The organism is Sphingobacterium sp. CZ-2 (assembly GCF_004526235.1).
GTDB classification, from domain to species: domain Bacteria; phylum Bacteroidota; class Bacteroidia; order Sphingobacteriales; family Sphingobacteriaceae; genus Sphingobacterium; species Sphingobacterium tenebrionis.
Map to the genome: position 1 here is coordinate 1,759,147 of NZ_CP038159.1, position 13,008 is coordinate 1,772,154.

Consider the following 13,008-nt stretch of genomic DNA (forward strand, 5'->3'; position numbering starts at 1 on the left):
AAGTGTATTATTTTTTTTCGCCAACTGTTATCTGTAAATATTTAGACACAAAAAGTTAACAAGCCTGCTACAATGTTTGAAGTTAAACTTTGTACATTTGCCCACTCCAACCCGATTTGATATGTTCAATTATTACAAATCCAACAAAATGTATTACCTCAGCAGCATGGCATTAGCCGGACCTGTTGTGATTTCCCAATTGGGTCATACCTTGGTCCAAACAGCGGATACCATTATTGTTGGCCATTTTTCCGGTACGATTTCATTAGCTGCTGTTTCTCTGGTGCATTCTGTTTTTATGGTCGTCCTGGTGATAGGCCTTGGTATTGCCTTCGGATTAACACCGCTAATAGCGCAGGAAAATGGACGCGGGAACTATCAGGAATGTGCCAAATTGCTCTCCAACAGTTTTTGGTTGAACATCATTTCGGCTATCCTGCTGTTCCTGTTGGTTTATTTCGGATCGATGTATGCCATGCAACATGCTGACCAAGATCCGCTGGTGGTAGAAACTGCCAAACCTTATCTTCTGATCCTGAGCTTATCCATATTACCTTTGATGCTGTTCAATACCTTTAAGCAATTTGCCGAAGGATTGGGCTTTACCAAGCAGGCCATGAACATTACCATTTGGGGAAATGTACTGAACGTGCTCTTGGCAATTGTGCTGGTGAAAGGGATGTTTGGCATTAAGCCAATGGGCGTTGTCGGTGTGGGTATTGCCACCTTGGTGGACCGTATCCTGATGATGGCCGTAATGGCTTGGTATGTTTTGAATTCATCGAATTTCAAAAGGTATATCCAGCATTTTTCGGTAAAGTTCATTGATGTGGATCGTATGAAAAACATCCTGAAGATTGGTGCTCCGGTTGCTATGCAGTATGTTTTTGAGATTGGCGCTTTTGCTGCAGCGGCTTTGATCGCAGGGATGATCGGGGCAGTGGAGCAGGCAGCACATCAAACCGCAATTACGCTTGCGGCAATGACTTATATGATGGCCAGTGGAATTGCTTCAGCAGCCACCATTAAGGTTGGGAATAGTTTTGGAAACAAGAACTTTTTCAGGTTGAGGAAGTTTGCAACGGTTTCCTACCATTTGGTGATTGTCTTTATGATAATCTGTGCCTTGATATTTGCGGTGTTTAATCAATATCTACCGTATATTATTTCAACGGATCTGGCGGTTATTGCTTTGGCTGGCCCTCTATTGATCATTGCAGGTGGATTCCAATTATTTGATGGAACGCAGGTGGTTGGATTGGGTGTTTTGCGGGGTATGGGCGATGTGAATATCCCTACTTTTATAACGTTTGTGGCGTATTGGGTGGTGGGTATACCGGTAGCTTATCTGCTAGGGATTTATTGGAATGTAGGGGTTAAAGGGATTTGGTATGGCTTGACATTGGGATTGCTGACCTCTTCGGTTTTGCTGTTTTTGAGGTATCAGTATGTGGTGAAAAGGAAGTTAATTGAGGTGGGTGCCTAAAGACATTGTAAGGTACTTCGTCATTGCGAGGAGGTACGACGAAGCAATCTTTGGACTTTGTCATCCTAAGCGGAGTCTTTGTCATCCTGAGAATTAAAAATTTGAACTAAATTTATCGGAAGGTGATGACATTTAGTAACTTAGTTCATTGACCATTCTGCAGTTTGACCGGACTATCGTATAGTGCATCTTGCCTGTCCCTGAGCTTGGTTCCATAGATTGAGGCATTGGAGTTTGGTACATCTTTTAGATTGTCCGTATGGTAGCCTGCCGTTTATTTTTCCTCTATGGGCTTAATGGTTTCACATTTTAATTGATGTGCCATGAAAATCATTCACGATCATGCTGCGGGGATCGATATCGGTTCACGCAGAATCTTCATCTCCGTCCAGGGGCAGGAGGTCGTTTCCTTCGCCACTTTTACCCGTAACTTTCGCGAAGCCCTGGACTATCTGCTCTCCCATGGTGTGGACACCGTTGCGATGGAGGCCACGGGTTCCTATTGGTTCATCCTTTACGATATCCTCCACGCCGGAGGGCTTGACGTCTGGCTGGTCGACGGCCGCCAGACCAAACAGGTCCCCGGACGGAAGACCGATGTAAAGGACTGCCAATGGATCCAGCAGCTGCACAGCTATGGACTGCTGAACCGCTGCTTTGTGGCCGAAGGGGACCAAAAGGAGATCCGCAGCTACCTGAGGCTGAGGGAGGACCTGCTGCGGAACGCCGCCATGCATGTCAACCACATGCAGAAGGCCCTGGTGGAAATGAACATCAGGCTTCCCGAGGTACTGAGCCAGATCCATGGAGCAAGCGGTATGGCCGTCATCGGTGCCATCCTGTCGGGCGAGCGCGATCCTGGTGTCCTGCTGTCCCTGTGCCATACCAGGCTGCGCAGGACCAAGTCCCAGGAGATCCTTGCCGCCCTGGAGGGTTTCTATACAGAAAGGGGTGTGTTCGCCCTAAGGATCGCCCATGAGGCCTATCTGTTCTACATGAAGCAGATTGCCGAATGTGACCATAAGCTGGAAGCCCTGCTGCAGAAGGGCGGCGATGGCGGCAAAGGGACCCAGTCAGGGCCCAGGAAACCGATACGGCACAACAGGCCGGACATCAGGGACCTTGGCGCCCATCTGCTGGACCTCTTCCAGGGCAGGGATGCCACCATATTGCCCGGGATCACGGACTATACCTGGATGCAGATCTACAGCGAGACGGGAAACGATCTGGAACGATGGGCCACGGAGAAGCATTTCACAAGTTGGCTGGGGCTATCTCCGGGGCAGAACAGCTCGGGCACAAGTAGCAGAAGGGTCAAGCGGAAGGGGAAACCGCTGACCGGACAGATATTCCGGGTCATTGCACAGGGACTCCTACAGAGCAAGAAAATAGCGATCGGGGAATTCGGACGACGGCTTCGGGCCAGAAAAGGGCCTATGATCGCCATCAAGGCCATGGCCAACAAATTGGCAGCACAGTATTGGCGACTGATGGTAAAGGGGACTACCTATGTGGAACAAGGGGTGCAGACCTATGAAACACAATTGAAAAAGCAGAAGGAAAAGTACCTAAACAGGTTGGCACTGGAGTTCGATATGAAATTAGATAAGATACATTGACCTGATTAACAATAGGTTATACAACATGTCATTGGTAGCGTAGTCGAAGGATCTGTACGGGTACTAACGAACAGATGCTTCGACGCTGCTCAGCATGACATGCGGAAAGATTGCTTCGTTCCTCGCAATGACGTGATGCTACACCGTCCTTTCTGCGTCCCAGTTTTCTAAGTAATCAGCCACCCTACGGATAAAACTTCCACCTAAAGCGCCATCAATTACCCTATGGTCATAAGACATCGAGATATACATCATATGCCTTACAGCAATCACATCACCATATTCAGTCTCCAACACAGCCGGTTTCTTTTTAATAGTTCCTACAGCTAAGATCGCTGCCTGTGGCTGGTTGATAATAGGCATGCCCAAGATATTTCCGAACGCACCGATATTTGTAAATGTAAAAGTACCTCCCTGTGTATCATCTGGCTTCAGCTTATTACCCCTCGCACGATTTGCCAAATCATTTACCGATTTTGAAATCCCCGAAAGACTCAACTGATCCACATTTTTAATCACAGGAACAATCAGATTTCCACTTGGCAAAGCCGCTGCCATACCAATATTGATGTTTTTCTTGCGAATAATATTATATCCATCTACTGAAACATTCACCATCGGGAAATCTTTAATAGCTTTCGCGATCGCTTCAATGATCAATGGTGTAAAGGTGATGTTCTCCCCTTCTGCTTTTTTATAAGCGTCCTTGATTTTATTTCTCCAGTTCACCAGATTCGTTACATCCGCTTCCACCACTGAAAATACATGTGGCGAAGTCTTCACACTGCTCACCATATGATCTGCGATCAAACGACGCATTCTATCCATTTCAATGATCTCGTCGGATCCGGAGCTCTTCACTACCTGAGCCGGACTCGTCACAGCTTGACCTGCATTAGATGTACCAGAAGATGCTTTAACTTCTGAACCAGCAGATGATGAAGCTACCGAGCTTCTAGACTCAGTAATTGAAGACCCCATAGTTGGAGAAGTTGAATCCAATTTAGGCGTATGATTACTACCGTCCTTTTGATGGATATAGTTCAACACATCTTGCTTCGTCACTCGGCCTTCTGCACCAGTACCAGTAATTCCATCCAGCTCCTGTTGAGAAATACCCTCCTGTTGAGCAATATTCCTAACCAATGGGGAATAAAAACGAATACCGGAATTCCCAGCTTCCGAAACTTGGTTATGATCTTCAGCAGCACGGCTATCCACCTGATCCATTCCAGGAATTTCTGTCGATGCCTCAGGAGCATCATCCATTCCTTCATGATCAGCAGATTCTTCCGTATGTTCCGCTTGTTTTTCTTCTATGTTTTGCTCGGAATTATTCAAGTTTTCACCCTGAACATTCCCTGAATTTTCAGCATCATCATCGCCATCAACCTCGATCAATGCAATAACATCGCCTACCTGGATTACCTGATTTTCTTCAAACAATCTTTCCTTTAGGATACCAGCAACCGGAGATGGCACTTCGGAATCCACTTTATCCGTAGCGATCTCAGCGACAGCATCATCTTCCTCGATGCGCTCTCCAACCTGAATCACCCATTTTGTCAACGTAGCTTCTGATACGCTTTCTCCCATCTTAGGAAGTAAAAGTTTATATATAGCCATCTATTTTTTATTTGGATTGTTAGTCCACTAAGTTACTTATTAAAAGTTGAAACTCAAGGAAACAAAATATAATCGTTTGAATAAAAACCTATAAAAAATATAATTCTGTTAATCGCCCTTCTCTTGTCGATATAAATTCCATAACATCAGCAAGGCTTGCGCGGTTGCCCGTTCAATATTGATCTGCCGATCCCCATGAAAACGGAACAATTTAGTTTGTACTTCCTGCTTACCCGCTACAGCAATCCACACGGTACCTACAGGCTTTTCCTGCGAGCCACCTCCAGGCCCTGCAATTCCCGTAGTGGCCACTGCATAACTCGTGCCGAGACGTTCCTTTGCCCCTTTCGCCATCTCCACAGCCGTTTCTTCACTTACCGCACCAAAAGCCTCCAAGGTCGACTCCGACACACCCAGCTGCGACACTTTCACCTGATTGGAATAAGAAACAATCCCTCCCTCGAACATCTCACTTGCTCCAGCAACTTCCGTAATCACACGTGCGATATTTCCGCCTGTACAGCTCTCTGCGGTGGCTAAGGCACAGTTATCCGCCACAAAGGATTTGATGAGCACCTCCTCAAAACTGATATCTTCCGTTGATACAACAGCCTTCCCGATTCTCTCAATCAATTGTTCTTGCAACTCATCCGCTAAAAGATTCAATTGTTCCACATCTTTGCCAGAAACCGTCAAACGAAGTCTGACCATACCGATCTTAGGAAGGTAAGCAAGGTGAACCTGATCCGGAAAACTATCCTCGATATCAGCGATCATTTCGGCTAAATGCGACTCCCCTATTCCAACGGTTAATATATAGCGCAGCACCAACTTTTCCTCACTGTAAAAATTCTTCAGTTTAGGAATAACCCGATGGGTCATCAGGTTTTTCATTTCAAAAGGTACTCCCGGAAGGAAAATAAACACCTTCCCCTCATGCTCCACCCACATTCCAGGCGCTGTTCCCCAATCATTGAAAAGGACTTCCGCATTGGCCAAAACATCAGCCTGACCATAATTCATGGCCGGCATGGTCCGGTTAAAGCGTTCAAAAATCTGCTTCACATGAACCATAACTTCTTCATTATGGACGAAAGTGGTATTGAAAAACTTGGCGACGGTCGCTTTGGTTACATCGTCTTTGGTTGGGCCTAATCCACCTGTACAGATGATCACATCTGCCCTGCTTTGAGCGGCTGTTAAAGCTTGAAGAATATGGGATTCACTATCTGTTATAGAGGTTATCTGTTGAACATGAATCTGTAGGTCGAACAATTGCTGTCCTAGCCATGCCGAGTTCGTGTCCACGATTTGCCCCAGCAGGATTTCATCACCAATGGTAATAATCTCAGCTTTCATGGCTTTTAAGATTTAAGTTTTTCTAAAAGGTAAAATGACTCTGGCGTTTCGATAACTTCAGATCCTGAAGGATCGATGCCTTTGCCCTGATGGTTATGTTATAACTTTTGTATTGCCCAAATGGAACCCATCCGACCGACATATCCCAACAATGGAGATCCCGATAAATACTGATGTTGGTCAAACTGGCCTTCATCTGCACAAAATCGAAACCGGTATTGTATTGAATCTTCCATTTCGGCGTCACATTGAAATCCCCATGTACATTGACCGTATTGGTCAATACACTACGCATTCTTTGCTCTTCGTCATCAAAAACCCGCGCATAATTAAAGGAAACGGATGCCGCAACATTCCATGGAATGTTGAAATCCACGAAGGCATTCGGATCGGTACTGATGCGCGATAGTGCCTGCGCCTGTTCCGGACTTAGGTTCGGCATGCTGTTCCGCAGGGAATCCATATTGTTATTCCTGCTTTTATTCGCCTCCGGGTTAAAACTATAATCAAAGGAAAGACCGAAATTGGTCAAACGGGCAAGCTTACCATCTTTGATCGCATAGCGATTAACCGTTCTTCCCGTATAAGGATCATACGAATAAGGATCAAATGTACCATTGAAATTCAGGTTCAATTTTTCCTTGAATAAGGAGGTACGACCGGAGAAACTGATGGTGGATAGTTTCAGGGAGTCTGCCGCCATGTTATAGTTACCCGAGAAGGTTAGACCTTGGATAATAGGAACCTTTCGGAATCCATTACCTGTGGTATCATTATCATCCCTGATCTTCGCCTCAATATTATTATCTACTGAGAATCCAATCCCTAAGGAACGGCCTTCACTTGGCGATCCATAGAGTGCACCATCAAAGATGGAATACTTCCTGTTCACGCCATTTTCATCAATAAAATTACGGTAATAGCCATATCTTTCCCTTCCAAAATCTGGGCGATAATTCAAGTTCACCGATGGGGTAATCACGTGACGTATCCCCTCTATCTTACCCATTTTAGGATACATACCATAAACCTTGGTTGATAATCCACTGGAAAGGTTATAATCGTAGGCTCTTTTGAATCCTTGGATGGTATCCCTAACTGTGCTATACCCAAAAACCTCGTTTGCTACACGATTACGAACGGACTGCAAATACCAGCGTTCGGTGTAGTTGGCGGAGGTATTGAACTGGAAATATTTCAGCACATTTAAACTTAAACTAAGCGGAATATTATGTTGCATCCCATTGGTAAAGTCTTGTAGCGTTTCTTTTCTAAACAAAAGCGTATCAAACGTAACGATCTTATTCTGCGCCTGCATACTATAACCTACCGTTAGTTTCTGGTACCATTTCTGTTCCCCAACACGATCTTTACTATCGAAAGGATTAAAGGTGGCCACGTTCAAACTGATGGTCGGTAGATCCAAGGTTACCCGACCAGTGGTCAGGTCCTGCTCATGTCGAAGGTTGGACGTAAAATTGACCTTACCATCTGCAAATACTTTTCCATAAGCGATGGAAGAGTTCAATCGGTTATTGGTCAAAGCGCGAGGGTCGTATGTTCCACCCGCAGCAGAATTCTGCAAATAAGAACGGGTACCAAAGTTTACAGATGCCGTAAAGGAAGTCCCCGGATTAGCCTCCTGCCTTTGGGTATGGTTCCAGGTAAAGTTAAAATCCTTACTACGTCCATAACTTGGCGTACCTTCTACCCCTTCCACGAAGGAACCATAACGGATATTGAAGTTACCACTGAATTTATAGTTCACCAAATATTGGGTCCTTACACTAGCTTCCCAGGTTCCTTTGGAATACAGGTTACCTCTGATTTCCGAATCCCAATAATCATTGAAGGTCAAGTACCATCCCAGATCACGCATGGCAAAACCACGGGAGGCATCCTCACCAAAGGATGGGAATAAAAATCCGGAACTCTTCTTATCCTGTTTAGGGAAAAATCCGAATGGAATAGCAATAAATTTTAAGGGTATATTTTCAACCACCAGGTAGGATGGTCCGGCAATAATCTGTTTTTGGGTGATCACCCCTTTGCTGATCTGTATACCAAAGTGGGTATGCGGATAAGGCAGATCACAGGTACTGTACAATCCTTTGTACAAGGACATCTCGTCATAGATATTCTTACGTACTTCCCGGGCTTGAATATAACCCCCATCCACCTCGGTCATCACGCCATAGGTTTTCGGCACTTGGGATTTGTAATTATATAACAGGGAATCGACAGCAATCGGCGATTCTCCAGGCATAATCACGACTGGCCTACCTACATATTTTCCGTTATGATCGATTACACCGGAAGCAAATAAGATATTGGTATTTCTATCCAAACGGATATAGTCGGCTGCTAATTCGAAGCCTTCATATTTTACTTTGGCACCTTTGAATAGGTGCAGGATGTTTTTACTGACTTCGTTCCATGAAGAATCATTGGCAGAAATGGTGACCACAGTTTCCAGACCGCCATCATCTTGCATATGCACCGTATCTTGTCCCGAAACCTGTTTGAAATTGTTTTTACTGGTATCCTGGAGTTCGTTTTTGGAAGTGTCGTTTGTAACAGTTGTCCCTCTGGAATTGGTTTCCACCTGCCCTTTTACCAAAGACAGCCCACAAAAAAAAAGAAAAAGGGTAAGGAAAAAACAACTTAAAGCCTTCAAAATGAAATATGAATGTTATTTTTGTGCTAATTTTAAACTCTTGATGGCAAAAATAGTCAAAAATCTATTACAATAATTAGGATTTTGATAAAGTTAAACATATTTAACAAATAACTTTAAAAAGCATTTTGTTGGATATTTAAAAGGAGAAGTTGGAAATGAATCTTAATCAAAGAACAAAATCAGTCCTAAGCATTTTAGGCATTACACTACCTATCTTATTTCTAAGTATTTACGTCGGAACCAGTAAGGGCGACTCCGCAAAGGAACCCATTGCAACCGAAGTTTCTAGCAATAAAGCCATGCGATTGATCGTTATCGATCCGGGTCATGGCGGGAGAATTCCTGGCGCCAGAGGAAAGATTTCTGCCGAAAAGGATATCGTTTTGCAAGTATCAAAAAAACTGAAAGATGCTATTGAAAAAGAATTACCGGGTGTAAAGGTGATGCTGACACGCGAAACAGATGTGGATGTTCCTTTCCATGAGCGTTCCGCCATTGCCAACCGCAATCGGGCGGATCTCTTTTTATCCATTCACTGTAACTCGGCCGATTATGATTCGAAAGGTCGGGTAATCCGTAGACCTAGTGTTAGTGGAACAGAAACCTTTGTATGTGGTTATAACCGATTACAGAAAGGGGAATCCAACGTAGCGGTAAGAGAGAACGCGGATATCTTGATGGAGGAAAATTACCAGGAAAACTATGGTGGTTTTGATCCGAAAGATCCTTCATCCTATATCATTTTCTCTTTATTGAAAAGAACCTATCGGGACAAGAGCATTAAATTTGCCTCTTATATCCAGAATGAATATGTAAAGCAGGGCAGACCAAATCGTGGCGTTCAGGAATTATCTTTAGCGGTACTGGCATTTGCGAGTATGCCTTCTGCCTTAACCGAAATTGGATTTATTTCCAACCCCGATGAAGAAAACTACATGTTATCCGCAAAAGGACAGGAAGAAATTGTTGGCAACATTGTTGATGCAGTGAAACGCTATAAAACAAGTTCTGGATTATAGCATTAAGATACATTGAAATTGGACACTTTTAAAAACACGAAAAAACACATTTTTAAGGCAGCCGGACGTATGGCCATCTGTTTATCAGTCATCGTCTTAGCTTCCTTTACTCCTAAAGACCCGCAAAATCCAAATCAAAGTGGTACCGTAAAAAAGATGCGGACGATTGTACTTGATGCAGGACATGGTGGTCATGATTCAGGTGCTGTCGGTCGGGTATCGAAGGAAAAAGATATCGCGCTGCAGGTAGCCCTAAAATTAGGCAAACGTATAGAACAGGAACTGCCAGGTGTAAAAGTGGTTTATACCCGCAAAACGGATATTTACCCGAAGCTATACGAAAGACCTGCTATTGCCAATAAGCACAATGCCGATCTTTTTATTTCCATCCACTGTAACTCTGGAGGTACTACCAGTAGAAGGGTAAAAAACAGTAAAGGAAAATATGTTACACGAAAAACATTGAACACATCAGCTGCCGGAACAGAGACCTTGGTTTTAGGTTTTAGCCGTACAGGTCAGCAGGATGTGGCCATCCGAGAGAATGCTTCCATCCTGATGGAGGAAAACTATAAGGAAAACTATGGTGGTTTCGACCCAAAGGATCCATCATCCTATATCATCTTCTCCTTGATCAAAAGGAAATATAGGGAGCAGAGTATCCGATTAGCAAGCTATATGCAGGACCAGTTCAAAGGGTCTAACCGCACTGATAGAGGTGTTAAAGAGCAGTCCTTGGCTGTTTTGGCCACTGCGGGTATGCCAGCGGTACTTACGGAAATCGGATTCATCAGTAATCCCGAAGAGGAACGCTACATGAACTCTGCTGCTGGGCAGGAAGCCATTGTCACAGATTTGTTTAATGCAATAAATACCTACCGAAAAGCTTTTGAAAGATAAACTTTTTCTTAACTTGGTGGTTAAATATTTATAGATACTCTTAAATCGGATCATTTTGAAAATTTCTAATGAAACTAAAGTTGGCGCACTTACCATTATCGCCATAGCCTTGTTGTTTATTGGATACAGCTTCCTAAAGGGCAATAATGTCTTTAGTAGTGAAAACATTTTTTACACTGAATATGATAATGTGGATGGATTGGCTGTTTCCAAACCGGTGTTGGTGAATGGTTACCAGATCGGTCGGGTTTCAAAATTGACCCTTCAGCCGAACGGCAAGATCAAAACAGAATTCAAGATTGATGATAAGGTGGATATTCCATCCAATACGGTAGCACGGATTGTGTCTGCGGATTTATTGGGTAGTAAGGCCATTGTTTTTGAATTGGGAAATAGCACGACCATGGCACGAAATGGCGATCCTTTGCTATCGGATGTACAGGCGAACCTAATGGAAAAAGTAGAACCGCTACAGAAGAAGATCGAGAATTTGGTGGTTAAATTGGATTCGGTGCTAACGGGGGTTAACTCGGTATTGGATGCCGATTTCCAACGTGATTTCAAAAGTTCAGTGCATAGTATTTCAGTTTCTTTAAAGAATTTGGAGAAGATTACGGGCGATGTTGATGGGATGGTGGGTAGCGAGCGAGCTCGTTTGACCAATATCTTGGCGAATTTAGAGTCGATTACCAGTAATTTTAAGCAGCATAACAGTAAGATCAATTCGATTCTGGCTAATATTGATAACCTTTCTGATGATCTTTCCAAAACGGAAATTAAGGAAACGGTGGATAATGCGAATCAAGCGATGTTGCAGGTGCGGATGATAACGGATAAGATCAATAGTGGGGAAGGATCGTTGAGCTTGTTGTTGAATGATGAGAAATTGTATAATAATTTGGCGAATTCTTCGGAGAGTTTGAATCAGTTGATTGAGGATTTGAAGAAGAATCCAGGGAAATATCTTAAGATCTCGATTTTCGGAAAGAGGGATACGAAGTAACCGTCATTGCGAGGGTTACGTCATTGCGAGGAACGAAGCAATCTTTCGATTAGTCCAAAGATTGCTTCGTCGTACCTCCTCGCAATGAACTGTGTATATATCCAAATAATAAATTAAATTTTCTCCAAATAATATTCTGATTAGGCCGCTTTTGCGATGTAGCCCTTTCCAGATTTTGCGATGGCGAATGCCTGTTTGATCAGTTTGTTCACCACTGCTATGATTGCGACCTTGTAGGGTTTTCCCTTTTCCATCAACCTCCCATAAAGCCCGCTGCAGGCGGTGTTGCTCCTGATGGCGGATATTGCCGCCATGTACAGCACCTTTCTGACCTGGCCCATCCCCATCTTGCAGATATGTCCCTTTCCCCTTACACTGCTGCCGGACTCGAATATCCTGGGCGCCAGTCCGAAATAGGATATCAGCTGCCTGTACCCCTCGAACCGACTGAAACCGTCCGTCAGGATGATAAGCAGTGCTGCGCTGCGCGGGCCGATGCCCGGGATGCTCCGCAGGTTTTCATTGAGTTCCCCGTAATTCTCCATGATGATCTGCTGGACCTGCCTTTCATGTTCATTGATGTCCTGATCATAACGTTTGATCCCTTCCTCTATGGTCTTCCTGAGCGTGGGTTCCAGTGTTCCCGCATGTTCATATGCATGGAGCCTGTTCGTTAGCATGGTCCTGCATTCCTTCTGTCCCTTGATATAGCCTTCCAGGTTCCTGATCCTCAGCACATGTTCCTCCGGCAGCCTCCATTGGGCAGGTTCCGTCATGCTGGTGAACTTGGCGATGAGCTGGGCATCCTTCCTGTCGGTCTTGGTCCTGGCCAGGGTCATCTGGGAAAAACGCCTGATGACAAGGGGGTTGATGACCGAGACCCGTTCATCCCTCTCCCAGAGGAACTTTGCCAGCCGGAAGTAATAGGGACCGGTGGCCTCCATCGCTATATGGCTGCCGTGCATGTGGCCCAGGGCCTCCACAAAACCCGCTTCGTCGTTACTGAAACGACCCTTAAAAACCTCTTTCTGTCCCGATTGGACAGAAATGTCAAAATAATCCTTTGAACAATCAATACCTGTTACCATATTTGTATATCATATTTGTGGATTACAGCAGCTCTTATCATAACTTATCAATCGTAAAAACAGGCTCCTGGCCTAATGAACTGTCCAAGTTTATGATAGGAATAAGAGAGGGGGATTAACATTGCGAAGGGTCTCTCAAGGACCAATGACGATTAAAAATCTTACTCCCTCTCTCGCTGTATCCTAAATGAAATACAAAATTATATTCTGTTTCTTTAATTCCTATAA

Annotated in this window: 9 protein-coding genes; 5 read left to right on the forward strand and 4 right to left on the reverse strand. The window is 44.3% G+C overall.

What is annotated here, in order from left to right:
* Positions 1-121 precede the first annotated feature (121 nt).
* Both E3D81_RS07840 and E3D81_RS07845 read left to right on the forward strand, forming a co-directional pair.
* The gene (locus tag E3D81_RS07840) at positions 122-1,486 is read left to right on the forward strand and encodes an MATE family efflux transporter (protein ID WP_134777042.1); all 1,365 of its coding nucleotides are present in this window, start codon (positions 122-124) and stop codon (positions 1,484-1,486) included.
* A gap of 323 nt (positions 1,487-1,809) precedes the next feature.
* Complete coding sequence (locus E3D81_RS07845; protein WP_134777043.1) at positions 1,810-3,105, forward strand: IS110 family transposase; 1,296 nt, start codon at positions 1,810-1,812, stop codon at positions 3,103-3,105.
* A 138-nt stretch (positions 3,106-3,243) separates the two neighbouring features.
* On the opposite strand, the gene E3D81_RS07850 is transcribed toward E3D81_RS07845, so the two are convergent.
* From E3D81_RS07850 to E3D81_RS07860, 3 genes are all read right to left on the reverse strand, one after another.
* Positions 3,244-4,731: a dihydrolipoamide acetyltransferase family protein gene (locus E3D81_RS07850; RefSeq protein WP_134777044.1), complete on the reverse strand. Its 1,488-nt coding sequence runs from the start codon at positions 4,729-4,731 to the stop codon at positions 3,244-3,246.
* Between the two features lie 108 nt (positions 4,732-4,839).
* Complete coding sequence (locus E3D81_RS07855; protein WP_134777045.1) at positions 4,840-6,090, reverse strand: competence/damage-inducible protein A; 1,251 nt, start codon at positions 6,088-6,090, stop codon at positions 4,840-4,842.
* A gap of 22 nt (positions 6,091-6,112) precedes the next feature.
* Positions 6,113-8,695: a putative LPS assembly protein LptD gene (locus E3D81_RS07860; RefSeq protein WP_245153313.1), complete on the reverse strand. Its 2,583-nt coding sequence runs from the start codon at positions 8,693-8,695 to the stop codon at positions 6,113-6,115.
* Between the two features lie 230 nt (positions 8,696-8,925).
* On the opposite strand from E3D81_RS07860, the gene E3D81_RS07865 reads away from it, so the two are divergent.
* From E3D81_RS07865 to E3D81_RS07875, 3 genes are read left to right on the forward strand one after another with little or no spacing between them, the layout of a single operon-like run.
* Positions 8,926-9,789, forward strand: a complete 864-nt coding sequence (locus tag E3D81_RS07865) for an N-acetylmuramoyl-L-alanine amidase (RefSeq protein ID WP_134777047.1) — start codon at positions 8,926-8,928, stop codon at positions 9,787-9,789.
* Between the two features lie 18 nt (positions 9,790-9,807).
* On the forward strand, positions 9,808-10,689 hold the full coding sequence (locus tag E3D81_RS07870) for an N-acetylmuramoyl-L-alanine amidase (RefSeq protein WP_245153314.1): 882 nt from the start codon (positions 9,808-9,810) through the stop codon (positions 10,687-10,689).
* Positions 10,690-10,744: 55 nt separating this feature from the next.
* Positions 10,745-11,692 (forward strand): MlaD family protein, encoded by a 948-nt coding sequence (locus E3D81_RS07875; protein ID WP_099366878.1) that lies wholly within the window; start codon positions 10,745-10,747, stop codon positions 11,690-11,692.
* A gap of 140 nt (positions 11,693-11,832) precedes the next feature.
* Here the strand turns inward: E3D81_RS07875 and E3D81_RS07880 are convergent, their stop codons facing one another.
* On the reverse strand, positions 11,833-12,780 hold the full coding sequence (locus E3D81_RS07880) for an IS110 family transposase (RefSeq protein ID WP_134776992.1): 948 nt from the start codon (positions 12,778-12,780) through the stop codon (positions 11,833-11,835).
* Positions 12,781-13,008 lie beyond the last annotated feature (228 nt).